At 44.0% G+C, this 26,641-nt stretch carries 31 protein-coding genes; 19 read left to right on the top strand and 12 right to left on the bottom strand.

Annotated features, from left to right (window positions below):
* Window positions 1-37 precede the first annotated feature (37 nt).
* On the top strand, window positions 38-1,867 hold the full coding sequence (locus QN079_RS13325) for a glucose PTS transporter subunit IIA (protein WP_289229924.1): 1,830 nt from the start codon (window positions 38-40) through the stop codon (window positions 1,865-1,867).
* 53 nt (window positions 1,868-1,920) lie between these two features.
* On the opposite strand, the gene QN079_RS13320 is transcribed toward QN079_RS13325, so the two are convergent.
* The 3 genes from QN079_RS13320 to QN079_RS13310 form a co-directional block, all read right to left on the bottom strand.
* A complete protein-coding gene (locus QN079_RS13320; RefSeq protein WP_005228499.1) occupies window positions 1,921-2,691 on the bottom strand; it encodes an ABC transporter permease in 771 nt (256 codons plus the stop codon).
* Window positions 2,684-3,619 carry an ABC transporter ATP-binding protein gene (locus tag QN079_RS13315; RefSeq protein ID WP_005228500.1) on the bottom strand — a complete coding sequence of 312 codons (936 nt, stop codon included), beginning with the start codon at window positions 3,617-3,619 and terminating at the stop codon, window positions 2,684-2,686. The genes QN079_RS13320 and QN079_RS13315 overlap by 8 nt, the downstream gene beginning before the upstream one ends.
* A 176-nt stretch (window positions 3,620-3,795) precedes the next feature.
* Complete coding sequence (locus tag QN079_RS13310; protein WP_005234115.1) at window positions 3,796-4,044, bottom strand: helix-turn-helix domain-containing protein; 249 nt, start codon at window positions 4,042-4,044, stop codon at window positions 3,796-3,798.
* Window positions 4,045-4,237: 193 nt separating this feature from the next.
* Here QN079_RS13310 and QN079_RS13305 point away from each other — a divergent pair, with 193 nt between their 5' ends.
* Together QN079_RS13305 and QN079_RS13300 are read left to right on the top strand one after the other, a co-directional pair.
* The gene (locus tag QN079_RS13305) at window positions 4,238-4,501 is read left to right on the top strand and encodes a hypothetical protein (protein WP_289229923.1); all 264 of its coding nucleotides are present in this window, start codon (window positions 4,238-4,240) and stop codon (window positions 4,499-4,501) included.
* A gap of 13 nt (window positions 4,502-4,514) precedes the next feature.
* Window positions 4,515-5,432, top strand: coding sequence for a LacI family DNA-binding transcriptional regulator (locus QN079_RS13300; protein WP_289229922.1), 918 nt, complete (start codon window positions 4,515-4,517; stop codon window positions 5,430-5,432).
* A 61-nt stretch (window positions 5,433-5,493) separates the two neighbouring features.
* On the opposite strand, the gene QN079_RS13295 is transcribed toward QN079_RS13300, so the two are convergent.
* Window positions 5,494-6,267, bottom strand: a complete 774-nt coding sequence (locus QN079_RS13295; RefSeq protein WP_289229921.1) for a MerR family transcriptional regulator — start codon at window positions 6,265-6,267, stop codon at window positions 5,494-5,496.
* A 114-nt stretch (window positions 6,268-6,381) separates the two neighbouring features.
* Here QN079_RS13295 and QN079_RS13290 point away from each other — a divergent pair, with 114 nt between their 5' ends.
* From QN079_RS13290 to QN079_RS13270, 5 genes are all read left to right on the top strand, one after another.
* Window positions 6,382-7,263, top strand: coding sequence for an HAD-IIB family hydrolase (locus QN079_RS13290; protein WP_289229920.1), 882 nt, complete (start codon window positions 6,382-6,384; stop codon window positions 7,261-7,263).
* Window positions 7,250-7,603: a DUF1827 family protein gene (locus QN079_RS13285; RefSeq protein ID WP_010749898.1), complete on the top strand. Its 354-nt coding sequence runs from the start codon at window positions 7,250-7,252 to the stop codon at window positions 7,601-7,603. The genes QN079_RS13290 and QN079_RS13285 overlap by 14 nt, the downstream gene beginning before the upstream one ends.
* 248 nt (window positions 7,604-7,851) lie before the next feature.
* Entirely contained in the window at window positions 7,852-9,318 is a 1,467-nt protein-coding gene (locus tag QN079_RS13280) for a nicotinate phosphoribosyltransferase (protein WP_005228507.1), read from the top strand.
* Window positions 9,319-9,380: 62 nt separating this feature from the next.
* Complete coding sequence (nadE, locus tag QN079_RS13275; protein WP_010749896.1) at window positions 9,381-10,205, top strand: NAD(+) synthase; 825 nt, start codon at window positions 9,381-9,383, stop codon at window positions 10,203-10,205.
* A 192-nt stretch (window positions 10,206-10,397) separates the two neighbouring features.
* Window positions 10,398-12,218 carry an LTA synthase family protein gene (locus QN079_RS13270; protein WP_289229919.1) on the top strand — a complete coding sequence of 607 codons (1,821 nt, stop codon included), beginning with the start codon at window positions 10,398-10,400 and terminating at the stop codon, window positions 12,216-12,218.
* A 67-nt stretch (window positions 12,219-12,285) separates the two neighbouring features.
* Here the strand turns inward: QN079_RS13270 and QN079_RS13265 are convergent, their stop codons facing one another.
* Window positions 12,286-13,935, bottom strand: a complete 1,650-nt coding sequence (locus tag QN079_RS13265) for a MutS-related protein (protein WP_034869126.1) — start codon at window positions 13,933-13,935, stop codon at window positions 12,286-12,288.
* A 41-nt stretch (window positions 13,936-13,976) separates the two neighbouring features.
* On the bottom strand, window positions 13,977-14,426 hold the full coding sequence (gene nrdI / locus QN079_RS13260; protein WP_005228511.1) for a class Ib ribonucleoside-diphosphate reductase assembly flavoprotein NrdI: 450 nt from the start codon (window positions 14,424-14,426) through the stop codon (window positions 13,977-13,979).
* Between the two features lie 136 nt (window positions 14,427-14,562).
* Between nrdI and gloA2 the strand changes: the two genes are divergently transcribed.
* Together gloA2 and QN079_RS13250 are read left to right on the top strand one after the other, a co-directional pair.
* On the top strand, window positions 14,563-14,940 hold the full coding sequence (gloA2, locus tag QN079_RS13255) for an SMU1112c/YaeR family gloxylase I-like metalloprotein (RefSeq protein WP_005228512.1): 378 nt from the start codon (window positions 14,563-14,565) through the stop codon (window positions 14,938-14,940).
* A gap of 93 nt (window positions 14,941-15,033) precedes the next feature.
* Window positions 15,034-15,600, top strand: coding sequence for a GNAT family N-acetyltransferase (locus tag QN079_RS13250; RefSeq protein ID WP_005228513.1), 567 nt, complete (start codon window positions 15,034-15,036; stop codon window positions 15,598-15,600).
* Between the two features lie 4 nt (window positions 15,601-15,604).
* On the opposite strand, the gene QN079_RS13245 is transcribed toward QN079_RS13250, so the two are convergent.
* Both QN079_RS13245 and QN079_RS13240 read right to left on the bottom strand, forming a co-directional pair.
* The gene (locus tag QN079_RS13245; RefSeq protein WP_005228514.1) at window positions 15,605-16,126 is read right to left on the bottom strand and encodes an LURP-one-related/scramblase family protein; all 522 of its coding nucleotides are present in this window, start codon (window positions 16,124-16,126) and stop codon (window positions 15,605-15,607) included.
* Between the two features lie 39 nt (window positions 16,127-16,165).
* Entirely contained in the window at window positions 16,166-17,035 is an 870-nt protein-coding gene (locus QN079_RS13240; RefSeq protein WP_015510246.1) for a Cof-type HAD-IIB family hydrolase, read from the bottom strand.
* A 132-nt stretch (window positions 17,036-17,167) separates the two neighbouring features.
* Here QN079_RS13240 and QN079_RS13235 point away from each other — a divergent pair, with 132 nt between their 5' ends.
* The 5 genes from QN079_RS13235 (at window position 17,168) to QN079_RS13215 (ending at window position 20,718) form a co-directional block, all read left to right on the top strand.
* Window positions 17,168-17,857, top strand: a complete 690-nt coding sequence (locus QN079_RS13235; protein WP_289229918.1) for a uracil-DNA glycosylase — start codon at window positions 17,168-17,170, stop codon at window positions 17,855-17,857.
* Window positions 17,858-17,998: 141 nt separating this feature from the next.
* Window positions 17,999-18,982, top strand: a complete 984-nt coding sequence (pta, locus tag QN079_RS13230) for a phosphate acetyltransferase (RefSeq protein ID WP_005228517.1) — start codon at window positions 17,999-18,001, stop codon at window positions 18,980-18,982.
* Between the two features lie 214 nt (window positions 18,983-19,196).
* Complete coding sequence (gene tsaE, locus QN079_RS13225) at window positions 19,197-19,670, top strand: tRNA (adenosine(37)-N6)-threonylcarbamoyltransferase complex ATPase subunit type 1 TsaE (protein WP_060791406.1); 474 nt, start codon at window positions 19,197-19,199, stop codon at window positions 19,668-19,670.
* Window positions 19,663-20,187 (top strand): GNAT family N-acetyltransferase, encoded by a 525-nt coding sequence (locus QN079_RS13220; protein ID WP_010749888.1) that lies wholly within the window; start codon window positions 19,663-19,665, stop codon window positions 20,185-20,187. The genes tsaE and QN079_RS13220 overlap by 8 nt, the downstream gene beginning before the upstream one ends.
* A gap of 15 nt (window positions 20,188-20,202) precedes the next feature.
* A complete protein-coding gene (locus QN079_RS13215) occupies window positions 20,203-20,718 on the top strand; it encodes a GNAT family N-acetyltransferase (protein WP_289229917.1) in 516 nt (171 codons plus the stop codon).
* 75 nt (window positions 20,719-20,793) lie between these two features.
* On the opposite strand, the gene QN079_RS13210 is transcribed toward QN079_RS13215, so the two are convergent.
* Both QN079_RS13210 and QN079_RS13205 read right to left on the bottom strand, forming a co-directional pair.
* A complete protein-coding gene (locus QN079_RS13210) occupies window positions 20,794-21,327 on the bottom strand; it encodes a 3'-5' exonuclease (protein WP_289229916.1) in 534 nt (177 codons plus the stop codon).
* Between the two features lie 84 nt (window positions 21,328-21,411).
* Window positions 21,412-22,164, bottom strand: a complete 753-nt coding sequence (locus QN079_RS13205) for an exodeoxyribonuclease III (RefSeq protein ID WP_005234144.1) — start codon at window positions 22,162-22,164, stop codon at window positions 21,412-21,414.
* Window positions 22,165-22,377: 213 nt separating this feature from the next.
* On the opposite strand from QN079_RS13205, the gene QN079_RS13200 reads away from it, so the two are divergent.
* The 4 genes from QN079_RS13200 (at window position 22,378) to QN079_RS13185 (ending at window position 25,356) form a co-directional block, all read left to right on the top strand.
* Complete coding sequence (locus QN079_RS13200) at window positions 22,378-22,620, top strand: AbrB/MazE/SpoVT family DNA-binding domain-containing protein (protein WP_271808789.1); 243 nt, start codon at window positions 22,378-22,380, stop codon at window positions 22,618-22,620.
* A gap of 83 nt (window positions 22,621-22,703) precedes the next feature.
* Entirely contained in the window at window positions 22,704-22,805 is a 102-nt protein-coding gene (locus QN079_RS13195) for a type II toxin-antitoxin system PemK/MazF family toxin (RefSeq protein ID WP_230319099.1), read from the top strand.
* 329 nt (window positions 22,806-23,134) lie between these two features.
* Window positions 23,135-24,019 (top strand): UDP-N-acetylmuramate dehydrogenase, encoded by an 885-nt coding sequence (gene murB / locus QN079_RS13190; RefSeq protein WP_371875350.1) that lies wholly within the window; start codon window positions 23,135-23,137, stop codon window positions 24,017-24,019.
* A gap of 116 nt (window positions 24,020-24,135) precedes the next feature.
* Window positions 24,136-25,356, top strand: a complete 1,221-nt coding sequence (locus QN079_RS13185) for a hypothetical protein (RefSeq protein WP_034869132.1) — start codon at window positions 24,136-24,138, stop codon at window positions 25,354-25,356.
* A gap of 66 nt (window positions 25,357-25,422) precedes the next feature.
* On the opposite strand, the gene QN079_RS13180 is transcribed toward QN079_RS13185, so the two are convergent.
* Together QN079_RS13180 and coaC are read right to left on the bottom strand one after the other, a co-directional pair.
* Window positions 25,423-26,067, bottom strand: coding sequence for an ECF transporter S component (locus QN079_RS13180; RefSeq protein ID WP_005228527.1), 645 nt, complete (start codon window positions 26,065-26,067; stop codon window positions 25,423-25,425).
* 2 nt (window positions 26,068-26,069) lie between these two features.
* Window positions 26,070-26,627 (bottom strand): phosphopantothenoylcysteine decarboxylase, encoded by a 558-nt coding sequence (gene coaC, locus QN079_RS13175; protein WP_005228528.1) that lies wholly within the window; start codon window positions 26,625-26,627, stop codon window positions 26,070-26,072.
* Between the last annotated feature and the right edge of the window lie 14 nt (window positions 26,628-26,641).

Genomic DNA, 26,641 nt, shown 5'->3' with positions numbered 1-26,641 from the left:
GATCAGGACCGTTAGCAAACAACAGGGGGAAAAAAAGATGACCAAAGAAGACATCGTAAAACAGATCATTAAAGATGTTGGCGGATCAGACAATATCAACAATGCATGGCACTGTATGACTCGCTTGCGTTTTGATTTAAAGGATGAGAAAAAAGTCGACTATGCGGCGTTAGAAAAAACACCCAAAGTCGTAGGAACAAAATATCAAAGCAATCAGCTGCAAGTAGTGATAGGAACGGATGTTGCTGATTATTATGCACCTTTAGCCAAAGAATTAGGACTTGATGGAGCGAACCAAGGGGAAACATCAGAGAAAAAAGGAGCCGTTTCCTTATTTATGGATACCGTTTCTGGCGTTTTTGGTCCGATCGTTCCAGCTATCGCTGGCGCAGGAATGATCAAAGGATTGATGGCTGGATTGGTAGCATTGAATGTCATCTCTAATCAAACAGATACCTATTTAGTGATCGACATGATCGCGAGCGGCGTATTCACATTCTTGCCATTTTTTGTTGCTGCTTCTGCCGCTCGGATTTTTAAAACCAATCAATATTTAGCGATCGCAATCGCGGCAACGCTGCAATTTCCAACGATGACCAATGCGGTAGCCGAAGGGAGCATTTCCGCCTTTCGTTTGTTCGGCGTCTTGCCAGTACCCGTCTTTAACTATGCAGGGACAGTGATTCCCATTATCTTTGCCGTGCTGGCGCTCAGTTATATTTACCGTTGGGTCGATAAACTCTTACCCCAAGTGCTGCGTACCGTGTTTACACCGACGATTTCGTTGTTTGTCGCTGGTATCTTGACATTAACGGTCATTGGCCCAATCAGTATCCATCTAGGAAACTTATTGGCTGCTGGCGTGGCTGGATTATTCACTATCTCGCCTGTCTTAGCAGGAATCGTGGTAGGGGCGATTCGACCAATCGCAATCTTCACGGGACTGCATCATGCCATGACCCCGATCGCTTTGCAAAACTTTGCCAATCAAGGATATGATATGCTGATGCCAATGATGTTTATGGCAAATATGGCAATCACCGGCGCAACAGCAGCTATTTATTTCAAAGTCAAAACCAAAGAAGAAAAATCGATCATTCTATCTTCGGCGGTTTCAGGCTTGTTAGGGATCACGGAACCTGCGTTATTCGGGATTTTGTCGAAGTATAAAAAAGCCTTTATCGCTGCAACGGTTGGTAGTTCTGTGGCTTCTGCCTTCATCAGTTTCTTCGGTGTTCGTATTTATGGGTACATTCTTTCAAGTATCTTTAGTTTGCCAGCCTATATCGGGGAATACTTTATCTACGCCGTTCTAGGGATCATCTTGGCGATCGGCTTATCTTTTGCCATGAGCTGGTTCTTGGTACCAAATCAAGCAGCAGAAGGCGATCGTTACACCAACGAAGTGGATCTGCATGCCGTGACCCATGGTGAATACGTCCCATTAGAAGATGTACCAGATGAAGTTTTTTCAACGAAAATGATGGGAGAAGGCTATGCCATCGAGTCACAAGATGGCCAAATCTTTGCACCAGTCAGTGGCGAAGTCACCACTGTGTTCCCTTCAAAACATGCCGTTGGGATCAAAACTCAAAACGGCGTGGAAGTTCTTGTGCATATGGGGATCGATACAGTTTCCCTTGGCGGTCAAGGCTTTGAAGTCTTTGTCAAAGCTGGGGAGCAAGTCACTCCGCAAACCAAACTGGCACAAATGGATCTGCCGTTTATCAAGCAGCAAGGCAAAGAAACCATGGTGATCGTTTTGATCACCAACATGGATCGCGTGCAACAATTTTCTGGAAGTACTGATTTAGAAGGCAGACACCAAGCCGGTGCATTGCTGGAAAAAGTCGTCTTGAATGCCTAATAAAAGAAAAAAGATGAGCTTCGTTAACGAAGTTCATCTTTTTTTCTTTGTAATTAACTACGCAGCCCGCGGCCTTTTTGGATCAAGTACCAGCATACGCTGTATAAGACGACAATGAACAAGACCAAAATACCGATGGAGAGGAAAATCGGGACATCGATGGTGCCCAAAAAGCCGTAACGGAAACCAGAGATCATATACACGATCGGGTTGACTTTGGAGATCGTTTGCCAAATTGGCGGCAGCATGCTGATGGAGTAAAAGACGCCTCCAAGATAGGTCAATGGTTGTAAAACAAAGGTTGGCACGATGGAAACATCGTCAAAGGATTGGGCGAAGATCCCATTTAGCAACCCTGCTAATGAAAATAAGATGGCGGTCATGACAAGGGTTAAGACAACGATGACCCAAGAATAAACATGTAATGGGACGAAGAAAAGGGAAATGATGGTCACCAATGTGCCCACCAAGATACTACGGCCAAGTCCGCCAAAGACAAAGCCCCAAATGATGACGTGGGTAGGGACCGGCGCCACTAAGAGTTCCTCAATGTTTTTTTGAAACTTCTGTGAAAAGAAGGAAGATGACACGTTAGAGTAAGAACTAGTGATCGTCGACATCATGATCAGCCCAGGAACGATAAATTCCATATAAGAAAAGCCGCCCATTTCGCCGATGCGGCTGCCGATCATTTTCCCAAAGATAATAAAGTATAAGGAAGTAGTGATGACGGGTGGGACGAGGGTCTGCACCCAAATCCGTAAATAGCGGTTGGTCTCTTTGACCGCTAAACTTTTTAAGGCTGTAAAATAAAGACTAAACATGGTTTTCCTCCGCTTCGTGTGATTCTTCGGTGATTTTCAAAAATAGTTCTTCCAAGCGATTGGATTTGTTGCGCATGGAGAGGACATTGATCCCTTGCTGACTGAATTGGGCAAAAAGATCGTTGACGCCTTGATCTCGAGCGACTTCAACAGCGATGGTCTGTTCATCTTCCATTTGGATCGGATACCCAGTGATCGTTGGTGCTTGCTTGATCGGTGCGATATCAAAAAGAAAGGTTTCAAATTGCAGTTTTGCCAATAAGGACTTCATGCTGGTGTTTTCGATCAGTTCACCAGATTGGATGATCCCGATGTTGCGGCAAAGCATTTCCGCCTCTTCTAAATAATGGGTCGTCAAAATGATCGTTGTGCCCTTTTGGTTCAATTCCCGCAAAAAGCTCCACATTTCCCGCCGTAATTCGATATCGACACCTGCCGTCGGTTCATCCAAAATCAATAGCCGTGGTTCATGCATCAGGGCACGAGCAATCATCAAACGGCGTTTCATCCCGCCTGACAGCATCCGCGCACGAACATTGCGTTTTTCCCACAAATTCGACTGCTTCAAGTATTTTTCGCTGCGCTTGATGGCTTCGTTGCGGGGGACACCATAATACCCAGCTTGATTGACGACGATCTGCTGGACCGTTTCAAAGGGATTGAAATTGAATTCTTGGGGAACCAGACCAATCTGTTGTTTGACTTGGACCAATTCTTTGTCTAAATCGTAGCCGAAGACTTTGACGCTTCCCGAAGATTTATTGACAAGAGAGGTGATAATGCCGATGGTGGTGGACTTTCCAGCGCCGTTTGGGCCTAACAAGGCATAAAAGTCGCCTTCTTCCACCGTCAAATTTATGCCCCGCAACGCTTCAACGCCGGTAGCATAGACTTTGCGTAAATCGGTTAGTTCTAGTGCATAGGTCATGTTTGTTTGAACTCCTTCTATGTATGATGGTTTATTCTATCATTTTTTTTCAAGAAGAACCGCATGATTTGATTTTTTTCATTTGATTAGATAACAATTGTTGCTAATCGATGAAAAGTGGGAAAGAGGCAAAAGAAAAAACGACCATTTGATCGTTTTTTCGATAAAGTCGATTGTTAGCATAAATACCGTTCTGGTCGTTCTGTCTGTCCTAATAAGTAATCGACAGAAACATTATAGAGGGAAGCTGCGTGTAGCAGCGTCAATACATCGGGTAAGCGATCGCCTGCTTCGTATAAGGTGTAATCGGGGTAAGACACATCGAGATGCTGGCATACTTCTTTTGGGCTCAATCCGCGTTCTTCTCTTAAAAATTTGAAGCGGCAACGCAAGGTGTCTAATAAAAAAGCTTCTTCTAATGTCACTTTGCGGTCCTCCTTAAAAAATAGCGCTTTTTTTCGCACTGTTCTCTTTTTATTGTACCAACAAAAGCAAAATATGCGAAGTGATTCACATGAAGGGCGATCGGTTTTTGTCAAAAAGTGAAACAAATGACTTGCTCTGAGACGCGTTTCATACAGTATGCTTGATTTATAAAAAGGAAGGCGGGATGGAAACATGAATACATACATGAAGAAAAATGGTGCGGAATGTTGTTATGTGAAGTTGGCATTTGATGGGCAACAACTGGTATTGACGAAGCCAAAAGGGTTCTTTCAAGAACGGTTAGTAGAAATTCCTGTGGATGAGATCAGTCACTTGACGTGTGATGAACACTTCGGGTCTCAGCGCATCGGATTTATCCATCACAACGATTACTATGAATTTTATACATGTGGGTTAAGTGTGATAGACTATATGAAAGAACAATTATTCGTTTAAGGAGCAGTGAGTCATGGCAAACATTCGGGATATTGCACGCTTGACCGGCTATTCGGTCTCAACGGTTTCACGAGTCATTAATAACAATCCTTATGTCAGTGAAGAAAAGCGTCGTAAGATCCTGGCTGTCATGGAAGAGGTCAACTATATTCCAAATTACACGGCGCGGGCATTAAGTGTCGGCAAAACCAAAAACATCGGCGTGATCCTGCCGTTTGTCAATCATCCCTATTTTGATCGATTATTGAGCGGCATCACGACAGCAGCGTTTGCTCGTGGCTATAAGGTGACTCTTTTAGCCACGAACTATGATCCGCAAGTAGAGGAAGCATATTTGCAAGAATTTGCGGCGAAAAGCTTTGATGCTTTGATCATTACCTCGCGGGCGAATCCGATCGAAACCTTATTGCCTTATCGTTCATACGGGCGCATCGTCTTTTGTGAAAATATCTCGTATTTGACTGACGGCTGCACTTATATCGATCGAGAGGAATCGATCAAGGAGGTCTTCACGTATTTTAAGGAACAAGGCATCCAGAAAATCGGCGTGACATTGGGACGTAGCCGCAAGCTCAGCAGCAATTCAAAAATCACGGTCCGTTTGGCTCATGACTATTTTTCGACCTTTTCCGAAGACTTGATTTTTTGGGATTGTTTGAAGGAAGAAGATGGCAAAGAAGCGGCTGCTTATTTTGCAGATAAAGGAGTCGAAGCGATTTTCACCAATGGGGATCATGTTGCTGCTGGGATCCAGTCGCAGGCGCCGGGAGAATGGCTCGTGATTGGACGGGACAATCTATACATCAGCGAGCTGCTGCAGCTTTCAACGATCGATCATCACTTGCAAGCTTGCGGGGAGACCGCCGTCCAATTGGCGGTAATGGAAAAAAGCGGCAACTATCGCATGCCCTATGAGTTCATCAAACGATAGCTACAGACGAAACGATGCGCAAACAGTGCCCCTGAGCGGGCAGTGCTTGCGCATCGTTTTTTTAATGGGATTTGGTGTAATGGTCAATGATCTGTTTCAACAGCTGCGCGCTGCCGACGCCTGCTTTTTGATCGTAATAGGCGGTAAAACGCTCGTCTTGAACGTACATTTCCCCTAAAGATCGGTGATATTCTGCTGAGTAAAAGGGCGCTGCTTGTTTAAGCCATGCTTGATGCGCAGCAAAAGCCTTTTCGGCTTTGTCAGAAGGGATTCGTTTCCTTTCCTTTTCATTCAATAGCTCTTTTATCAGCTGCAACAAGCGGTTTTCGTTGTCGGTCAGTGCTTGATAATCGACTTGGGTCATCTGCTGCCACTTTTGGTTGCTTTGTTCGATGATTTCCTCACCGTAGGCTTCTCGTAATTCGGCACCGTAGTTCGCTTCGTTTTCACGAATTTTTTGTTCCTTAAAATAACTGAATTTCTCTTGATCGGTCATCGTCTTTTCTCCTTCATAATAATCAATTGTTTGCGCCAAGGTGGTCAAAAGACTGTCCAGGGCTGCTCGCTCTTGTAAAAGCTGTTGGTAATGCTGCAACAAGACCGTTTGGATCGATTCTTGTGGCTCATCCAAGATTCCGCGGATCGTTTCTAATGACAGCCCAAAAGACTTAAAATATAAAATCTGCTGTAGGCGATCGACTTCCTGTCTCCCGTAGATACGGTAACCAGCTGAGTTGGTGCGTTGCGGTTGTAACAACTTGATCTGATCATAATACCGCAGGGTACGGCTGCTGACTCCTGACAGTTTAGCTAAGGCACTGATCGTATATTCCATCGGCTTTTCCCTCCTTACACCTGTATCCTAAAGGTTGACGTAACGACAAAGTCAAGAAAATTTTTTTGCGTTTTTTAAAATGTGCTATAATTATAACAAAGAAAGGAAGATAAGATGCAAATAGTTTTTTCTGATATTGATGGGACGTTCCAAGAAATGGGGCACCCGATTCATGAGATCAATAAAGAAGCCATCCGTTGTTTGCAATCCCAAGGGGATCACTTTGTGTTTGTCACAGGGCGAGGATTTGAGCTTGTTCAAGATATGATGGCGGAAGAAGGCCTTTCTTGCGATGTGATTTTTGGAAACGGCGCTGGTCTGATGGTAAAAGGAGAAGCGCCTGTTTTGACGCATACCTTGCCCTATAAGACATTGGCGCAAGTGATTGGTATCTTAGAAACAGAAGAGGTTTTTTATTTCTTACATACTGACCATGGCATCATTTCCCCACAAGCGCATTTGTATGAAGCGCAGTTTCAAGAAAGCCGCAAGCAGTTACTCGCGGAGTTAGGGGAGCGAGGACAAATCATCGCTGACTACAAATATGAGTTCTTTTACAACGAATGTCTTCATAAAGACGACGTGCTGCAGTTTATGAAGGAACATCCAGAGATAAAGGTCATCAAAATCGAACTGATGGAAGCGTCAGACGAAAAAAGAGAACGGCTGCGGGAGATGATCCAATCAGAAACGGCTGCGATTTTTCAATCCTTTGTCCAAACACTGGAGATCGTTGATCCATTGGCGACCAAAGGTGCCGCGATCCGTTCCTTTTTAGAAGCTTTTCCCGTTGCCAAAAGCTACGGGATCGGTGATGGTGAAAATGACCTTGCGATGTTTGAAGCGGTGGATGTTTCTTTGGCTGTAGCAAATGCCAGCCCAGCGATCAAAGCAGTTTGTGATCGAACCATTGAGCGCGCGGAAGACGGCGGTGTTGGCCGCTTTATTTTAACAGAATTAGTTTCGAGAGAGGATGTTGTGCATGAAGTTGATTGAAACCCCAGTAAACCAAAATCTAAATATGGAAACTTTTTACCCGAACATCTCCAAGTATCTATTCGACAAAATAGCGATCAAATACTATAAATTGTACTCGCTTGATCGGACGCAGATTCTCTATGTGGATAGTTTTGATACGATTTCTTTAGTATTGATCAACAATAAAAAGAAAATCAGTCGGGAAGAAGTCGACACAGCGATTCATCGTTTGCTGAAGGTCGATCGCAAAGACGTGACCGTCAATGTTAATATTCGTAAAGAAATGGAAGCAAGAGGCATCACCTTTTCTAAACCGAGGAAAGATGTCATTCTTGTTCAATTGCCTGTGAAAGAATAGTAGTTGAAAGAAGTTGGGACATGCACGTTTCAAGAGCAATCAAACGTTGAACAAAGGGGCGAGCTTATACGCGCGCAGGAATGATGCGCCAATAAGTAGGAGGCTGACCCATGCTTTTGAGCAATTTGTTCTCAGATGGATTGCCTTGTACTAGCAAAAACCCAACTTTTTTTTGAAAAAACAAGATTTTCTGTCTTTTGTGTTTTTTTTGCTATAATGAGAAGAAGTAAGCTAGAGGGAGTAAGAACATGCAGAAATTATTTAAAGATGACAGCTTGACGCTGCACACCGATCTCTACCAAATCAACATGATGCAAACCTATTGGGAGTTAGGCAGAGCCGATCGTAATGCGGTGTTTGAATGCTATTTCCGTGACATGCCTTTTGAAAACGGCTATGCGATCTTTGCCGGTCTGGAACGATTGATCGACTATTTGAACGATTTATCCTTTTCAGAAACGGATATTGCCTACTTGCGAGAAATCGGCGGCTATCCAGAAGCCTTTTTAGAGTATCTAAAGGAGTTCAAGTTTGCTTGTACCGTTCGTTCAGCGTTAGAAGGCGATTTAGTCTTCAACAATGAACCGATCATTCAAGTAGAAGGGCCGTTGGCACAAGCACAGTTGATCGAAACGGCGTTACTGAATATGGTCAATTTCCAAACACTGATCGCCACGAAAGCGGCCCGCATCAAATCCGTGATCGGCACGGATCCCTTGTTGGAATTTGGTTCACGACGGGCACAAGAATTGGATGCAGCCATTTGGGGGACCCGAGCGGCTTATATTGGCGGAGCAGATGCGACGAGTAATGTGCGGGCAGGGAAGATTTTTGGCATCCCAGCCAGCGGAACCCACGCCCATTCCCTCGTGCAATCCTACGGCAATGACTATGATGCATTTATGGCGTATGCCCAAACCCACAAAGATTGCGTATTCTTAGTCGATACCTATGATACATTGCGCTTAGGTGTGCCAAATGCGATTCGTGTGGCCAAAGAGATGGGGGATAAGATCAATTTCTTAGGTGTGCGGATCGACAGCGGCGATATGGCGTATATCTCGAAAAAAGTCCGTGAACAGCTGGATGAAGCGGGATTCACGGAAGCCAAAGTCTATGCTTCCAATGATCTAGACGAAAATACGATTCTAAGCTTGAAAATGCAAAAGGCGAAAATCGATGTGTGGGGTGTCGGCACCAAGCTGATCACCGCTTACGATCAACCGGCATTAGGCGCGGTTTATAAACTGGTGGCCATCGAAAATGAGCAGGGAGAAATGATCGACACCATCAAATTATCCAGCAATGCTGAAAAGGTTTCGACTCCTGGGAAAAAACAAGTTTGGCGGATCACCCGTAAATCTGACGGCAAGTCAGAAGGCGATTATGTCACGCTATGGGAAGAAAATCCACAAGCAGAAGACGAACTGTTCATGTTCCATCCTGTTCATACCTTTATCAACAAAACAGTGACGAACTTTGATGCGCGACCATTATTGCAAGACATCTTTGTGGATGGCCAGCAAGTGTATCAAGTGCCTGACTTAGAACACATCAAAGCCTATGCGACGAATTGCTTGGATTCCCTTTGGGACGAGTACAAACGTGACTTGAATCCACAGAAATACCCAGTCGATCTTTCGCAAGAATGCTGGGATCATAAAATGCGCACGATTGAAAAAGTACGCAAACAAACCAATGGCGCGATTTTGTAATCCGCAACTGCGCTGGTCCTAGGATCAGTCAGCTGCTTCAAAAAATAAGAGGAGGCGTTTCTATGACCATGCAACAAGAAATTATCAAAGAATTAGGAGTCTTACCGACCATCGACCCGAAAGAAGAAGTTCGTAAGAGTATTGATTTTTTAAAGGCGTATCTGCAAAAGAATCCGTTCTTGCATACGTTTGTCTTGGGGATCAGTGGTGGACAAGATTCGACGTTAGCTGGACGGCTTGCGCAATTGACGATGGAGGAAATGCGCAGCGAAACTGGGAATCCTAACTATCAGTTCATAGGGGTACGCTTACCTTATGGGGAACAAGCAGACGAAGAAGATGCCAAAAAAGCGCTAGCGTTTATCCAACCAGACATTGAGCTGCGGGTAAACATCAAAGCCGCCGTCGATGCGCAAGTACAAGCGGTGGAAGAAGCAGGGTTAGCGGTTTCCGACTTTAACAAAGGCAATATCAAAGCCCGTCAACGGATGATCACGCAATATGCTATTGCGGGTGAAAAAGCAGGGGCTGTTCTGGGAACAGATCATGCTGCGGAAAACATCACCGGCTTCTTTACGAAGTACGGGGATGGCGGAGCCGATATTTTACCACTGTTTCGTTTGAATAAACGCCAAGGCCGTCAACTCTTGCAATACTTAGGCGCGCCAGAAGCGTTGTATACAAAAGTCCCAACTGCGGACTTGGAAGATGGCAAACCTTTAGTGGCAGATGAAGCAGCTTTAGGAGTGACCTACAACGACATCGATGACTATTTAGAAGGCAAGGAAATTTCGGCTGAAGCCCAACAAACCATTGAAAACTGGTGGAACAAAACGCAACACAAACGCCACTTGCCAGTCACGATTTTTGATGATTTTTGGAAATAAACGAAACCAATGATTGAGTTCCATTCGGATAGAAAGAAGAGTCTAGGGGGCAAGAAACCTTAGACTCTTTTTTTATGAGGCTTGCTTTCTTTAAAAATAACAAAAGCTTCTTACCTCGGCTTTACTTTCTTGCCTCGAAAGCATAAAATACGAGGGTACCTAGAATGTGTAGAAAAGGAGGAATGTTCCTTCGTGAAAATAAATAGCCGTCCTTATCTGAAGATCGCATTAAAAGGCATCGCCATCGTCCTGTTGATCATTTTCAGTAATTTATATTTGCAATGGTGTCAAAACAATCTTTCCGTTGAATTAGCTCTGAAATTTGCCTTTTCGTGGCATACAGCAAAGTTTTTCTTGGCTTGTGGGGTGCTACTGCTGGTGTATGGGGTGTTTGCCAGCTTGGCAGGTTCGGTACTGATCGGAGGCGTCTTTTATAGTGTCGTCATCGGAATCTTAGGGTATGCCAACCACACAAAGATGGTCTATCGCCAAGAACCAATCTATCCCGATGATTTAAAGATGGTCACTCAATTCGACCTTCTACGAACCATGATCGGCAATGGCGCCTTTTTCGTAGCCATCCTCTTCGCTCTGGCGGCGATCGGGGCGATCGGCTGGAGTATCTATCGCAGCCGCAAATTAAACCTGCGTTTGCAAGTGATGCGAGGAGCGGTGCTGGTCGTATGCTCGCTGGGCTTAGTCTATGTTTCTCACTTCAATGACAGCAACAACCTTTTACGCAAAGCCTACAATCAGACGGCGCTCTGGATTCCGTATTCACAAAAAATGAACTACTACAATACGGGATTTATCGGTGGGTTTTTGTACAACCTGCGCGTAGATGCCATGACGAAGCCTGAGGGGTATTCAAAAGAAGCGATCCAAGCGATTGCGGACACCTACAATGCACAGGCTGCGGAGAAAAATCAAGACCGTGAAAGTGAAGCACCAAATATCGTCTATGTGATGAGCGAGAGCTTTTCCGACCCGAGCCATTTAAATGGCTTGTCGATCACCGGCGATCCGTTGAAAGACTATTACCACGTCGCCGATCAAACCATCAGTGGAAAAATGCTTTCGCAAAATTATGGAGGCGGTACGGCAAACATCGAGTTTGAAGCGTTGACTGGTTTTGCCATGGGCCTATTGAATCCGCAAATGACAACGCCTTACACGATGCTGGTGCCGAAATTGACGCAACTGCCATCCTTGGTTTCTTTCTTGGAACAGTCCGGGTATACGGCAACGGCGATCCATCCTTACGATACATCGATGTACAAACGCAAGGATGTCTATGGCGTGATGGGGTTTGAACAGTTTATCGATCAAGAGACGATGACCTATACCGACAAAATCGAAAATAATCCTTATATTTCTGATGAGGCGGCCTACAAAGAAGTGCTGGCATTGTTGGAAAACGATCAGCAACCGCAATTTGTCCATTTAGTGACGATGCAGACCCATATGCCGTATGCTGGTAAATACGATACCTTGAATTACCAAGCAAGCGGTCCGGGCAATATGGCTTCTTTGGAAAACTACCTGCAGGATATCTCCTACAGCAGTACAGCATTGAAAAACTTTGTAGCTGAATTAGAGCAGCTGGATCGGCGAACGCTGGTCGTCTTTTGGGGGGATCATTTACCAGGCATTTATGCCGATGAGATCAAGGAGCAAAATGAAACGGCTGCCCTGCATGAAACGGAGTTTTTGATGGTCGATTCGCAAGGAAATTTTGCCCCAGAAGATGTACCTGTAACAAGTCCCTTTTACTTTGCGCCGAACCTATTAGAAGCCAGTGACCAACCAACGAGCGGGTTTTACCAGTTGTTATTGGCCTTGCAAGATGAGCTGCCAGCTTTTGAAATGGGTCAATACTATCAAGGCGGGCAATGGCAGACGACCCTTGCATTGGATCAAGAAGCCCAAGAAATCTATGATGCCTACAATTTGATCCAATACGATGTGTTACAAGGAGAGCAATACAGTTTAACGACTGGTTTGTTTGACTAACTGAAACGTAAAAAAGCGCCTTATCCCAGTGTTAGTCACAGGATAAGGCGCTTTTGTTTGTATGAAGTTATAAATCCTGCCATTTACGGTTTTGATCAAAATCATTGGCGGCGGTATAGGCGTCTTGAACGATCGTTTCAGGGTAGCCCATGACTTTTAAGAGGGCGATTGCATTGCGGCTCAAGGCAGGACCGGATTTGACCTTGTAATCAAAGGAGATGCCGTCATCTTCCGTGACTTGTTCAGAAAAATGAATGTTGCAGCAGTCATTTTTCAATATTTCAGTCAGCTCAATATCATGAGTGGCGACAAATGCCAATGATGGGTAGGCTCGCAGCCAATGGATGATGCTGGCAGAAGCAGCGATCCGTTCCACCGTATTGGTTCCTTTTAAAATCTCATCAACAAAACAATAGCAGCGCTGGTTTGTGGCAACGGTGTCTAGCAGGCGTTTGATGGATTTGATCTCTGCTACGAAATAGCTGTCGCCTTCAAATAAATCATCTTCGACAGCCATCGAGGTAATGACGTGACCGGGAACCATCGTAAAGGTTTCGGCAACTGCTGTCTGGATCGTTTGTGCCAAGATGCAATTGATGGCGATGCTTTTGACATACGTCGATTTGCCCGAGGCATTGGAGCCAGTCACGAGGGTATTGTGGGTCCAAGCAACATCATTCATGACTGCTTCACTTAGAAGCGGGTGATACGTACCCGTTGCTTGTACACCTCCGCTTGTTTGGAAGGTCGGTAGGCAAGTGATGGGCATATACGTGCGAAAATTTAAAATGGCGGCTGCGACTTCCAATTTTCCCAGCAAATTCCACAGATCGATGGCTGCTTGTTGGTGCTTTGCCAGGGTAGTAGTGACCGTTTGATAGGAAATAAACGGCAGCATAAAAATGATATTGATGTATTCAAACAACATGTCTCCTTCGCTGCCGTTTTTGGCACGAAACGAAAAGGCGAAACGAGTGATCTTTTTTAATGGTGCCAAGGATTGTTTGATCTCATCTTGGAGGGGCGTGTTGATTTTAGCGATCTGACTGCCACAGGCAATCGTTTGAACCAAATAGCGCATGCTGTTCAGTTCTGTTTCCAGCTTGGCTTTTTTGATGGAGTAATAGATCGTATTGAAAACGACACTAACCAACGTCAACAGGATGCCTTGGACAAACCCCAGCAGGAGCAGCAAGATGCCGACTAACGGCAGCACACCTAAAAAGACAAAGAACGGCAGAGAGCCGATCGATTGCGCAGCTTCATTGGCCAAGTAGGCTTTCGAAAAATTATCATCTTGTTTTCCTAAACGAGCAAACGTATATTGGGATTGTTCGCGTGCGGCACTGTCAGCAGCAAAAAAGTCGATCAATTTGGTCAGCTGTTTGTCCGTCTTGAAGCGAAAATTGCGTAATTGCTGGTACAATGCTTCTGAACCAACACTGGAAAACGTCAGATTAATGGACTCAAACAACGAAAAGCCATCCAAGTCATACCAAGTGATGTCATCGACCTCGCTATCAAAATCGTGAAACTTCTTCTCAGTCAGCCAAGCCTTTTTCAAACTCGCTTCTTTATCAAAGCGGGGCTGACGGGGAAGCTTTCCCCAAGCAAGCCGAACGTAACGGCGTACTTTGTATCGATTCCAGATATCTAGTGCGGTCAAGATGAGAATGCTGGCGAGTATGATCAAAATGACCATCGTTTGTGGTTCCATATGCAAAAGTCCTCCTAATGGCTAATGAATGCTGGCTAAAATTAAGTGTTGCTGTGGGCAGGATCGATTTCTTTCAAACAAGCATAGATCCGTTCAATATCTTGGGTCGTGCCTCGCAGCTCGAAATCCGCTAAGAACGGGATCGAAAATTGCTCCGCATATTGCTTTGCGGTCAAGCAATATTGATAATTGAAGTTTTTGTTGCCACTGCCGATCACGCCTAAGCAAAGAGCTGCGTTGTTTTCATAGTCAATGTATTCCCGCATGGTTTCTGTGAGGATCTCCTGATCGCCGTTATCGACGCCATTTCCACCTTCTAAATAGGTAGGGACAAAAACCACATAAGGTTCGTCTTCTTGTTCAAACACACTGTTGTCATGAATTTCTTTGGCTTCCCAAGTACTCGGAGTGTCTTGCTGATCCGCATAGGCCAACAAGCGGTTGACGAATGCACGAGTATTTCCAGAGATTGAAATATAAAGTAGTTTCATTTTTTTCATCACCTTCCGCTTTCTAGTATAACAGAAACCATTTATGAAAAGAGGAGAACTTCGGCAGTCTTTTCTAGTAAAATGCAGCCAAAGGCTTTAAACTGAGAGAGGAGTCCAATACAAAGGAGTGACAATAATGTTTTCAAAAATGCATCATGTGGCGATCATCGCCAGTGATTACCAGCAGACCAAAGAATTTTATGTAGAGAAATTAGGCTTTGAAGTGATTCGTGAACATGCGCGCCCAGAAAAGAAAGATGTAAAAATCGACCTGCGCTTTGGGGAATCAGAAATAGAACTGTTTGTGGTGGAAAACCCACCAGCAAGACCAAGTTTCCCTGAAGCAGCTGGCTTGCGGCATTTGGCATTTGCGGTGGAAAATATTGAAGCAGTCGTGGCAAAGTTAGCCGCCAAAGGAATTGCGTGTGAACCGATTCGTTTCGATACCTTTACGAATAAGAAAATGACCTTTTTCCAAGATCCAGACGGCTTGCCGTTGGAATTGCATGAATAAATAAGGAAAACTTTGTGTGGATCCTTTGTCGATTCAACTTGGTTTTTCTTGAGAGAATTGTTATTCTATGTATAGAAGTAAGGAGGAGAAAACGTGATAAGATTTGCAAAAAAAGAAGATCGCTTTGTCATGGCTGAACTCGTTTTAGTCATTTTAAAGGATATGGAATTGCCCTTTGTCAAAGAGATCGGTGAAGCAAAGACCTTAGAGATCTTGGCAGATGCCATGCTAGAACCCGACTATCGTTACGGCTTTCGCCGTGCGTTGGTCAATGAGATCGACGGGGAGGTTGCTGGGGTCGCCTTTGGATATCCAGACAAAGAAGAGGCGACGATCGATCAGCCTCTAGATAAAGTGCTGGAACAGTACGGTTTGAGTAAAGACATGAAGCTGTTTATCGATGAAGAAACCTTACCAAATGAATGGTACTTAGATACCATCTGTGTGGCTGAGAAATTTCGCGGTAAAGGTGTCGGCTCAGCCTTATTAGAAGCGTTGCCGAAAATTGCTTCTAGAGATGGCTATGAGGTGATCGGCTTGAGTGTTGACCGAGCAAATCCCCATGCGAAGCGGCTCTATGAAAAGCATGGCTTTGAAGTCGTGGCCCAAAGAGAGATCAGTGGCCACCTATACGACCATATGCAAAAAAGAACCAGCTGATTTTTCAGCTGGTTCCATTTGTTAGTCGAAGCTCAAGAGGATGGTCTTTCTTGCGGTGCCGATTGTACAGCCAGTAATCCATGACGGCAGCGATACAGATGCAGACCGGTGCATCCCGATCATCGACGACATCCAGTACATAATAATCCCCCGTCAATAAGGTCGCCTTATCCATTTCCATGATCTTTTTATTGAAATGATGGATCCCATAGCGATGATTGTAGATATCGCCGTGGACCGCCCAGTGAAGCTGCTGGATATAGTAGAAATCACCCGGCCAGTTAAAGATTTTCTGCAGTGTACCGACTTTCTCAAAGTCTTTGTAGATCTCAAAGCGCGTACCAAAAGTAAAACTGATTTGTTTGATACTAGCGACCATTTGCCCATTCAAGCGGTAAAGGGAAAGAGCATCGCCCTTAGTTCCCCAACGGCCCACCATTAAAAACAGTGATTTGCCTGTTTCATCTTTGACAATGGTGCGTGTGACTCTACTAAGTTGTCTGTCTTGGATGAAAAATTCTGACATACTTACGCCTCCTCATGTATCCCCAAAAAGCTGCGTGATTTAAAGATTTTCATCAATTGCCCGAACGATCGCTTTGCCGACACCAGACTCAATATTGGTGTCCGTCAAATACTTCGCGGCTTCTTTTACCTCTAGCTCGCCATTTCCCATTGCAAAACTAACACCTGCCAGTTGCAGCATACTTACGTCATTTAAGTTGTCACCGATCGTCATCACTTCCTCCAGTGAGATCATCCGATCCTCAGCGACATGCGCCACTGCGATTCCTTTTTGCGCGTTTCGGTGGTTGATCTCAATATTGTTTTGTCCAGAAGAAGTCACCACTAGATCGCCGTACCCATCGATGATTTTCGTGATAGGACCCAATACCCGCGCACCATCTTGATGGAAGCAGATCACTTTCAAAAATTCTAATTCTTCGATCGAAAACAACTCACTGAAATCATCGACATAATTGATCGGTAAAAATTCTAAACGGGCAGCTGTCATAGCGATCGCCATCTTATGGGTTAAATGGGGCATAGCTTCTGCCGTATGGATCGCAAAATTTTCGATCCGACGTGTTTGGCTTTCCGAATAGATCCCGTTGCTCGTGGAGATCTCAAAATAGATGTCGTTTTCTTTTAGTAGGTCGATCAACGAACGAGTTTGTTCATGGCTGATTGGCACAGTGAATAATGAATTACCCGCTTCGTCGTAGACTTGGGCCCCATTCAAGGTGATCATTGCACAGTCGATCCCGGCTTCTTGCAGCGGCGGCAATGCCTCTTTGCGGTTACGGCCAGTTGCGACCATAAATTCGATTCCTTTGGATTGGGCATATTTGATTGCTTGGATATTTTCTTCTGAAATCTGCATACTAGCATTTAAAAGCGTACCATCCATATCAGAAGCAATTAATTTGATCATTGTCAGCGTCCTTTCTTAATCGTTTCTACAAATAGTGTACCATAAATCGCGCATTTTTTTTCTTTCGAAGAGTAAATCTTGTTTCTAAGGGGAGGGATTTGTTATCCTAGAAGAAAACAAAGGAGATTCGCCATGAAACGACTATTGAACAATGATTGGCAAGAACAATTGCAGGAATCATTTGAGCAGCCGTACTACCAACAACTGCGGGCTTTCTTAAAACAAGAATATGCCCAGCAAACGATCCATCCAGCAATGGATCATATTTATGAAGCCTTAAAACTGACACCATACCATGACGTAAAAGTTGTCATCTTAGGTCAAGATCCTTATCATGGCCCTCACCAAGCCCACGGACTGTCGTTTTCCGTACAGCCGGGGGTCAAAATACCGCCTTCGTTGCGGAATATTTACAAAGAATTAGCTGATGACTTAGGGATTCCACCTGTGTCCCACGGTTATCTCGTACCTTGGGCGCAACAAGGGGTCTTATTGTTGAATACCGTGTTGACAGTACGTGAAGGGCAAGCCTATTCACATCACGGGCATGGCTGGGAGCAGCTGACTGATACGATCATCGAAAAATTGAATCAACGAGAAGAACCAGTCATTTTTGTTCTTTGGGGCAAACCCGCCCAAAAGAAAGCCGCTTTGCTAGATACCAGCAAGCATATTATTATAACAGCGCCTCATCCAAGTCCGTTATCAGCGCATCGAGGATTCTTTGGTTCGAAGCCTTTTTCTAAGATCAATCAAGCATTGCTGGCGTTAGGGGAAGAACCGATTTCCTGGGCGTTGCCAGAAAAAATAACACAGTTGTAAAACTGTGTTATTTAGAATGAGCGAATTTGTGAAAAAGGTAACGATATTTAAAATAATCGACTAATACAGGATTTTTATCTGTTCTTTTTTTCGCAATTATTGTACAATGGAAGGGTATAAAAAAACTGGAGGTCTTTACCCGTGGAATTATTCGAAAGTTTAAAATTTAAAATCGTGCGTCGTCATATCAAAATCGTTTTTCCTGAAGCAACAGATCCTCGTATCCTAGGTGCTGCTAGCCGTTTACGTTCAGAAGAATTGATTGAACCTGTTTTGATCGGTAACCCGGTTGAAATCGAAAAAGCAGCGGAAGCTCGCGGAATCAACGTATCAAACTTTGAAATTTTAGATCCTGAAAATTATGATCGTTGGGATGAAATGGTTGAAGCTTTTGTGGAACGCCGCAACGGCAAAGCAACGAAAGAACAAGCAGAAGAAATCTTAAAAGATGTCAACTATTTCGGTACAATGTTGACTTACATGGGCATTACTGAAGGAATGGTTTCAGGAGCGATCCATTCTACGGGTGATACAGTAAGACCCGCTTTACAAATCATCAAAACAAAACCAGGTGTGAGCCGTACAAGTGGTGCTTTCTTAATGGTTCGTGGTCGTGACCAAGAAAAATACTTGTTCTCAGACTGTGCCATCAATGTAAACCCAACTGCACAAGAATTGGCAGAAATCGCTGTTGACTCAGCGAAAACCGCTGAATTATTTGAAATCGATCCAAAAGTTGCTATGTTAAGCTTCTCAACGAAAGGGTCTGCGAAAGCACCAGAAGTAGATAAAGTCGTTGAAGCAACAAAAATCGCCAAAGAATTGGCACCAGAATACCAAATCGATGGAGAATTGCAATTCGATGCTGCGTATATCTCAGCAGTTGCGCAATTGAAAGCTCCTGAATCTGAAGTAGCAGGTAAAGCAACCGTCTTTGTTTTCCCAGATTTACAATCAGGAAACATTGGCTACAAGATCGCCCAACGTTTCGGTAACTTTGAAGCGATTGGACCAATCTTACAAGGATTGAACAAACCAATCTCTGATTTGTCTCGTGGTTCAAATGAAGAAGATGTCTACAAATTATCAATCATTACTGCGGCACAAACACTAATGGAAAAATAAGCAGCTAATCGCTGCACTGATGAAAAACTGATCCCTTGAGGGTCAGTTTTTTGTTTTGCTCTTGGAAAGTTGAGGGCAGCAAAGGAGGAAGTGTGCGCAAAAGCAACGATCCAGTGATCGTCGGGAAATTTTCCCTAAGCTCCTTCTTTACAATTCCTTGAAAAACAAGCTATACTAGCAACTAGTAAATTAGATTGATCAAAGGATGGGGACTATGTTTACCATTAACGACTTAGAAGCAACCGCAGCATTTGCAAAAATCATTGGAGAGGCAGCCGAGCCAGGGGATAATCTGGTATTGACGGGCGATTTAGGTGCTGGCAAAACAACCTTGACGAAAGGCATCGCCTTGGGGCTAGGGATCGAGCAACTGATCAAAAGTCCGACCTATACGATCATTCGTGAATATACCAATGGGCGGCTACCTCTGTACCATATGGATGTCTATCGGGTGGAATACGGTGCAGATGATTTAGGACTGGATGATTATTTCGAAGGGGATGGCTTGTGTGTGATCGAGTGGGGCAATCTCTTAGAAACCTCCCTGCCAGAGGATTATTTAGAACTGATTTTGGAAAAAGATGATACAGATGAACAAAAACGTCTTGTGAAATGTCATGCATATGGCACCAAAGCAACCGCCTTTTTGCAACGGATCACAACAAAATGGCAGGCAGTCCATGAGTGAGATCCAATTACAGATCAAAGAAGCCACGGGTGCTGATGCCAAAGCTGTGTTAGCAGTCAGTCAACAGCTAGGAGAAGAAACGGATTTTCTCTTGATGGACGAAAGCGGCTTGGCGTTGCCAGAAGCCTTATTGGCAGAACAGCTGGACGCTATCTATGAACGGGACGACTATTTGCTGTTGTTGGCATTTGATCAAGAACAATTGATCGCCATGGCATCAGTCAAAGGCCATGAAGAGTGGCAATTAGCCCATGTCGGGGAGATTGGTATCTCGATTTTAAAAGACTATTGGGGCTTAGGCTTAGGTTCGCTCCTGATTGAAGAATTACTGGACTGGGTAGTAGAAGTTGGCGAATTGACCCGCATCGAGTTGACCGTCCAAGCGAGAAATCTACGGGCGATCCATCTGTATCAAAAATTTGGTTTTTTAACAGAAGGCTGTATGAAAGAAGCGGTGCAAACCCGCGAGGGGCAAAAAGTTGACGTCTTGATGATGGCACGTCTTTTTGAATCATAAAAAGGAGTGAAGGAAATGGAGTTTCGGGAACCGACGATCGCAGACTGCGATCAAATCGAAGCGTATCGGCAAGCGTTCGAGAAGAATCAAGAAGTCATTCACGGTGGGGCAGGACTTGTAGAAAGTCCCACAGCCAAAGACTGGCTAGAGGGATTGGCGGATTTTAAAACAGCAGAAACGGTACCAGAAGGATTCGTTCCCGCCCGTACCTATCTGGCTATCCAAGATCAAAAAGTGATCGGTCTCTTGAATCTGCGTCTGACACTTAATGCGTATTTGCGCCAAATTGGCGGACACATCGGGTATTCGGTGCACCCAGACCATCGAAAGCAAGGCGTTGGCTCGGCAATGCTGGCACAGTCATTGGTAAAGGCCAAACAATTTGGCTTGAACAACGTGTTAGTAACCTGTGAAGAAGCCAATCGCGCCTCCGCCAAAGTCATTGAAAACAACGGTGGTAAATTGACAGAAAAAGTCATTGATCCTGAAGATGGCGCTATAATCTGTCATTATTGGATCGATCTGACTTAAAATGAATCCTTCCTTAAATGAAAACGTGCGTCCTAAAGGCTAGCGCAATGCTGACTTTAGGACGCACGTTCTTATTTATTTGACTAAAACCAATTTTTTTAATGGATCGATACCAAATTCTTCTTCTTGACGCAATAAGATTTGGGCACATGCCCGACTATCTTCTAGTGCATCATGGTGGTTTAGTAAAGGAATCTGTAATTGCTCACAAACCGTGTTTAATTTGTGGTTCGTAAATTCTGGATACAGCTTGCGGCTCGTTCGCACCGTGCATAAGGAAAGATAATTTGGTTGTGACAACCCATAATAATCAAGACATCCCGCCAAAACTCCAGTATCAAAACCAGCGTTATGCGCAACGATCAAACTGTTCAGATGATAATATTGTTGGATTTGTTTCCATACGTCAGGAAACTTAGGCGCTTCTTGTACATCTTCTGGACGGATGCCATGAATTTGAATGTTTTTCCAAAAAAATTCCGTTTCCGGTTGGATCAATGTGTAATATTCGCCCACGATTTTGCTATCTTGTACCATGACTAGTGCAAGGGAACAGGCACTATGTTTTTGATAATTTGCTGTTTCAAAGTCCATTGCGATAAAATTCATCAGACTCACCTCATTGCCATTCTAGCACAAAATCAAAGAATGAAAAGCGAACAAACGTTAAGAAAAACTGAAGTTTTCCTACGGTTAGTTGAGATCCAGTTCCACCGGACAATGGTCACTGCCAATGATATCTGTATGGATCTTGGCGTCTAGCAAGCGCTCATTTAAGTCATCCGAAACGACAAAGTAATCGATGCGCCAGCCAGCATTGTTTTTGCGAGCGTTGAAACGGTAGCTCCACCAAGAATAAATACCTTCTGCATCTGGATAGAAATAGCGGAACGTATCGGTAAAGCCAGCAGCCAAAAGAGTCGAAAACTTTTCCCGTTCTTCAGGTGTAAACCCAGCACTTTTTTGATTGGTTTTCCAGTTTTTGATGTCGATATTTTTATGGGCAACATTCAAATCACCACAGAGAATCACTGGCTTTTGTTGTTTCAATTCAGTCAAGTAAGCCAAAAAGGCATCTTCCCAAGTCATGCGATAATCCAAGCGGCGCAATTCATTTTGGGAATTTGGTGTGTAGCAAGTAATCAAGAAAAATTCAGGATACTCCAGCGTGATGACGCGACCTTCCGTATCATGTTCTTCGATTCCTAATCCATAACGGACCGATAGTGCAGGTTCTTTTGCGAAAATTGCTGTGCCAGAATAGCCTTTCTTCTCCGCATAATTCCAGTATTGATGATAGCCTGGTAAATCCAATTCGATCTGACCTTCTTGCAGCTTTGTTTCTTGTAAACAAAAGAAATCAGCATCGAGGGCTTCAAACACTTCAGAAAAATTTTTTTTAACGATGGCCCGTAAACCATTCACATTCCAAGAAATAAATTTCATTGAGACTCCTCCTTGTTTTCCACTACGCCTCCCATTTTACCTAAAAAAGCCAGAAGCGCAAAGCAAGTGAGCGGAATGAGGAAAACAAGGAGGAAGAATGAGGATTAAATTTGGATGCTAGAGAAAATTCGTTTGTAGTACGGAAAAGGAACGATGGCTCCTTACGTTTACTTCCATTTTATGATACAGTCATTTTGAAAAGGGGGCAGTTTCATGACGATCAAAGCGCAAGTTTCAGCGAAAATGACTTCGAAAAATCAAATAACTATTCCAAAAAGTGTGCGGCAAATACTAGGCTTAAAAGAGAATCACTGGGTAATTTTTGAATTTACCCCAGAAGGTGAGATCAAGGTAAGAGGCGAAAAAGCAGCACCTTCTTTTGAAGCTTTTTGGAAACAAGAATTAGCGATCATAGAAGAAATGGGAAAATTTGACACAGGTGAGATGTTTTTTTGAAAAAGATTTAGGTGAGGAGAACATTGAATGGTAAGGCAAGGAGATATTCTTTTATTGACTTAAATCCCACCAAAGGAAATGAAATGGCAAAAAAAAGACCGAGTGTAGTGGTTAGTAATGATTATTATAACAAGAGTTTCAATACCATCTTAGTGATGCCACTCAGTAGCTCAAAAAATATGTAGAAGAAAAATTTGCTCGATCGAATGCGTTTCAAACAGTTACCGAAACACAATAAAGTAAAGTTCAAGGGTCGATTCTTTGTCAGCATATTTGCAGTGTGGACTTCTTGCATCGCAGCAACTTAGAAGTAGTCGATAAAGTCACTACCGTGATGAAAGAACGATTATCTGAAATAACAAAACACTTTTTTTGAAGCTTACTCTTTATTAATCAGGTCATTCGATTATTAAGCTTTTCTTTGATTCACCAGAGGTAGAAACTTTTCCTTGAACATGCTAAAATAAGTGAGATGTTTATTGTGAAAGGAAACCTTCTCGTGAATAAAGACTTGATGATTGCGCAATTCCCTGAAATTGCCTTATTAAAAGATGAACCCTTATTGAACTATACGTATACAAAAACTGGTGGACCGGCAGACATTTTGGCTTTTCCCAAAACAGCAGATGAAGCCAAACAGCTGCTTGATTATTGCCGAGAACAAGCGATTCCTTGGATCGTCTTAGGAAATGCCAGCAACTTGATCGTCCGTGATGGTGGTATTCGTGGCGTGGTGATCATGCTATCAGAAATGAACCAAATCGTGGTGGACGGCACTTCTTTGATCGTCGATGCTGGAGCAAAGTTGATCGATACCACCTATGTCGCTTTGCATGAATCGTTGACTGGTTTTGAATTTGCCTGCGGGATTCCTGGCAGTGTCGGCGGTGCCGTCTTTATGAATGCTGGCGCCTATGATGGCGAAATCCAAGATGTCTTTGCGTCCTGCGACGTTTTGCTGGCTAATGGTCAAATCGTGACTTATACCAAGGAAGAAATGGAATTTGCTTATCGTCATAGCAAATTGCAAGAGCAAAAGATGATCATTTTGAGCAGTCGCTTTGATTTAGCAAAAGGCGATCAAGAGCAAATCAAAAAGCGGATGGATGAACTGACAGAATTGCGGCAATTGAAGCAACCGCTAGAATACCCCTCTTGTGGGAGTGTCTTTAAACGTCCAGTCGGTCATTTTACCGGCAAGCTGATCCAAGATGCAGGCTTACAAGGATTGAAATGGGGCGGAGCCCAAATTTCGGAAAAACATGCGGGCTTTATCGTGAATGTCGATCAAGCCACTGCAACGGATTACGTTGAACTGATCGCTCATATCCAACAAGTCATCAAAGAAACCTTTGATGTCACCTTAGAAACAGAAGTCCGAATCATCGGCGAAGAATAGAATAGCAAAAAGATTGTCCTGAGGGGCAGTCTTTTTTTATGAGAGCTGATAAAAAAGAGCTTAGGTTTGTAAGCTTTCTCAGTCTTCGGTACAATAAACGAAAAGGAGTGAGCAGGATGAAAAAGTGGGGACGCGTCATTTTGTTTGTTGGGTTCGCCTTTCTTTTCGGCGGTTGTACGAAATTACCGCAAGAACAGTTTGCCGAACAGTTGACGAATCAGCAAGCAGCGAATGCTGGTGAATTCCAAGCGACGATCGATACCTTTGAGATGGGCAGCAGCAGCGAATACGGTCAAGAAGCCGATAGGTATGCCTCTATGTTGATGTCACAGTTAGTCGGCTCGTCATTTAAAGGGGACTTCGTCCAGGACAAAGAAACCAAAGCGATTTTACTCAATCTGGCAGTCGCTTTTGGGGGGCAGGAGCTGCCGATCAAGCTGATCGTCGATCCAGAAAAACAAGAAGCGTATGTGTCAGCTGAAATCTATGAAACACTGCAAGGGTATATCAGCGCATTTGGTAGTGACAGTTATGGGACAAAACCAGACGCTGCGGAATATGAAGGCAAATACCTGCGCATCGATCAAGAAACCTTAGATTCTTACTTTGGCGAAGGAACTTTTGCAGAGGACGGCGAGGGGACAACCGAAGCAGAAAAAGAGCCTGAAAACCTCTTTACCATGAACAGTCTTTTTCATAATGAGACATTTGCAGACTATTTGAAAACCTTTGAACCGGATGCTTTCAAAAGAGATGGAGATACGATCAGCCACACGTTTACCAAAGAAGAATTGGCAGATTATGCAGATTATGCCCAAGAACACGGCGCCGATCAAAAGCAAGTCGCCGAATTAGAAACGATGTTGGAAGAAGTCGAGCAGTTTGACTTAACCATGACCGTCAATACGAAAACAAATCAGCAGAAAATGGCTTTTCACTTCGTGCAAGCGGATGAGCTGCAAACCACTATCGGAGCCACGGTGACTTTTACAGGGAAGAAAAGTGATACTGCTGTTGCAATCCCTACAGCGGAAGAATTGATTGACCCAGAAGAATTGTTTTCTCCCTATGATTATGGTTGGGATGACAGCTATGACGATGGGTATGAAAATGATTATGATGATGAGTACTGGGATAGCTATGATGAAACCGATGATTGGTCTTCTTATATGCTGACGGATGAGGAGTTTGAAGAACTGCTGCTGCAAATCAAGCAAGAGCTGCCTTATTTGACCCAAGCAGATATCGATGATTATCTGACCTTTTATGAAGAGTATTTGACCCAAGAGCAGTATCAAGAGCTTGTCGAAGCACTCCAAGTGACACAAAGTTTATAAGACACTCAAAAGGGAAGCGACCGCCTAAGTTAGCCAAAAAGCTAACTTTGGGCGGTCGCTATTTTTTTAGATACGATTTTTTTTGCGGTTCATGACTAAGCGTAAAAGGACGGTTCCAACTGCCATCGTGGCGATTCCTGCTACAATGGCTTCAGGTACACCTTGGGCGAAGATTACACCCAAAATCGCTGCATAGACAGCATTGCCGGCTTTTCCTACAACCTCCGCATATTCTTGCTGGAACAAGAAGTAGATCAAGTTCATAACCAGGATCGTATTCGTCAAGCCTCCCGCAACACCAGCAATCAGTAGCGAAAGACTTTGCTGTTTGTTTTTCCAGATTTTTTGACAGCCTTTGTACACAAAGTAAGGAACGACACCAATCAAAATACGAGGAATCAACGCTACGAGGATCGCTTTCCAGCTTCCTTGATCACTCCCATAAATCGGTACGAAAGGGGAGAAGACAAAAGAAAGCGGGGTGATGATCCAGGTCGAACGCACCATACTGATGATCCCAAAGGCGCCGCCTAAAAAGCCGCCGATCCGAGGGCCCAATACAATAGAAGCGATGATCACAGGAATATGCATCGTTGTCGCATTGATTGGTCCTAAGGGAATAAACCCAAGAAAGGGAACCGATGCTAAAAGAATCAAGATTCCTAAAAAGAAAGCTGTTAAGACAAGTTCAAAAGTTGATATTTTTTTCATTGTTAGACACTCCGTACTTCCAAAGCAGTCAATGCTTTTTCAAGAATCGTTTCTGTTGCTGCTAATGCGCCTCTGCCGAAATCACCGCAAGCCAGTAACGCTTCACGGGGTTCAATCTCTTGGAAGCCGACTTCTTTCAAAATCCCCAAATTTCTTTGAACAATCGGGTTTTCGTACATGACGGTATTCATGGCTGGCGCAATCAAGCGAGGCACGGATAACGGCAACGCTAAGGCAACTGTTGAGATCAAATCATCGGCTATCCCATGCGCCAGCTTGCCAATGCTGTTGGCACTGGCTGGGGCGAGCAAGAAAAGATCGGCTTGTTTGGCTAGTTCAATATGATTGATGCGATCTGGTTGACGTTCTTGCATAACATCTACATGGATCGGGCGTTTGGATAATGACTGTAGAGTCAAAGGCGTAATAAATTGTGTGCTATTTTGAGTCATTAAGACATCCACTGCATAGCCCTTTTTGGTTAATTCATTGGTTAGGTCGGCTGCTTTGTATGCAGAGATACTGCCGCTGACGCCAAGCAGAACGTGTTTTTGTTTCATGTTTCTTTCTCCTT

The organism is Enterococcus sp. FZMF (assembly GCF_030263915.1).
In the GTDB taxonomy this organism is placed as follows: domain Bacteria; phylum Bacillota; class Bacilli; order Lactobacillales; family Enterococcaceae; genus Enterococcus_D; species Enterococcus_D casseliflavus.
This window is presented reverse-complemented; position numbering and strand designations above follow the sequence as displayed.

What these genes read in the sequence shown, in the direction of transcription:
- QN079_RS13295 (WP_289229921.1), bottom strand. Translation starts at nt 6,267, where the DNA reads ATGGAATATACGATCAGTGCCTTAGCTAAACTGTCAGGAGTCAGCAGC.
- QN079_RS13315 (WP_005228500.1), bottom strand. Translation starts at nt 3,619, where the DNA reads ATGACCTATGCACTAGAACTAACCGATTTACGCAAAGTCTATGCTACC.
- QN079_RS13300 (WP_289229922.1), top strand. Translation starts at nt 4,515, where the DNA reads ATGGCAAACATTCGGGATATTGCACGCTTGACCGGCTATTCGGTCTCA.
- QN079_RS13185 (WP_034869132.1), top strand. Translation starts at nt 24,136, where the DNA reads ATGAAAAAGTGGGGACGCGTCATTTTGTTTGTTGGGTTCGCCTTTCTT.
- QN079_RS13325 (WP_289229924.1), top strand. Translation starts at nt 38, where the DNA reads ATGACCAAAGAAGACATCGTAAAACAGATCATTAAAGATGTTGGCGGA.
- QN079_RS13285 (WP_010749898.1), top strand. Translation starts at nt 7,250, where the DNA reads ATGAAGTTGATTGAAACCCCAGTAAACCAAAATCTAAATATGGAAACT.
- QN079_RS13195 (WP_230319099.1), top strand. Translation starts at nt 22,704, where the DNA reads ATGGCAAAAAAAAGACCGAGTGTAGTGGTTAGTAATGATTATTATAAC.
- QN079_RS13320 (WP_005228499.1), bottom strand. Translation starts at nt 2,691, where the DNA reads ATGTTTAGTCTTTATTTTACAGCCTTAAAAAGTTTAGCGGTCAAAGAG.
- QN079_RS13290 (WP_289229920.1), top strand. Translation starts at nt 6,382, where the DNA reads ATGCAAATAGTTTTTTCTGATATTGATGGGACGTTCCAAGAAATGGGG.
- tsaE (WP_060791406.1), top strand. Translation starts at nt 19,197, where the DNA reads ATGTTTACCATTAACGACTTAGAAGCAACCGCAGCATTTGCAAAAATC.
- nrdI (WP_005228511.1), bottom strand. Translation starts at nt 14,426, where the DNA reads ATGAAACTACTTTATATTTCAATCTCTGGAAATACTCGTGCATTCGTC.
- gloA2 (WP_005228512.1), top strand. Translation starts at nt 14,563, where the DNA reads ATGTTTTCAAAAATGCATCATGTGGCGATCATCGCCAGTGATTACCAG.
- QN079_RS13220 (WP_010749888.1), top strand. Translation starts at nt 19,663, where the DNA reads ATGAGTGAGATCCAATTACAGATCAAAGAAGCCACGGGTGCTGATGCC.
- coaC (WP_005228528.1), bottom strand. Translation starts at nt 26,627, where the DNA reads ATGAAACAAAAACACGTTCTGCTTGGCGTCAGCGGCAGTATCTCTGCA.
- QN079_RS13245 (WP_005228514.1), bottom strand. Translation starts at nt 16,126, where the DNA reads ATGTCAGAATTTTTCATCCAAGACAGACAACTTAGTAGAGTCACACGC.
- QN079_RS13215 (WP_289229917.1), top strand. Translation starts at nt 20,203, where the DNA reads ATGGAGTTTCGGGAACCGACGATCGCAGACTGCGATCAAATCGAAGCG.
- nadE (WP_010749896.1), top strand. Translation starts at nt 9,381, where the DNA reads ATGACCATGCAACAAGAAATTATCAAAGAATTAGGAGTCTTACCGACC.
- murB (WP_371875350.1), top strand. Translation starts at nt 23,135, where the DNA reads ATGATTGCGCAATTCCCTGAAATTGCCTTATTAAAAGATGAACCCTTA.
- QN079_RS13265 (WP_034869126.1), bottom strand. Translation starts at nt 13,935, where the DNA reads ATGGAACCACAAACGATGGTCATTTTGATCATACTCGCCAGCATTCTC.
- QN079_RS13205 (WP_005234144.1), bottom strand. Translation starts at nt 22,164, where the DNA reads ATGAAATTTATTTCTTGGAATGTGAATGGTTTACGGGCCATCGTTAAA.
- QN079_RS13180 (WP_005228527.1), bottom strand. Translation starts at nt 26,067, where the DNA reads ATGAAAAAAATATCAACTTTTGAACTTGTCTTAACAGCTTTCTTTTTA.
- QN079_RS13280 (WP_005228507.1), top strand. Translation starts at nt 7,852, where the DNA reads ATGCAGAAATTATTTAAAGATGACAGCTTGACGCTGCACACCGATCTC.
- QN079_RS13305 (WP_289229923.1), top strand. Translation starts at nt 4,238, where the DNA reads ATGAATACATACATGAAGAAAAATGGTGCGGAATGTTGTTATGTGAAG.
- QN079_RS13200 (WP_271808789.1), top strand. Translation starts at nt 22,378, where the DNA reads ATGACGATCAAAGCGCAAGTTTCAGCGAAAATGACTTCGAAAAATCAA.
- QN079_RS13235 (WP_289229918.1), top strand. Translation starts at nt 17,168, where the DNA reads ATGAAACGACTATTGAACAATGATTGGCAAGAACAATTGCAGGAATCA.
- QN079_RS13210 (WP_289229916.1), bottom strand. Translation starts at nt 21,327, where the DNA reads ATGAATTTTATCGCAATGGACTTTGAAACAGCAAATTATCAAAAACAT.
- QN079_RS13240 (WP_015510246.1), bottom strand. Translation starts at nt 17,035, where the DNA reads ATGATCAAATTAATTGCTTCTGATATGGATGGTACGCTTTTAAATGCT.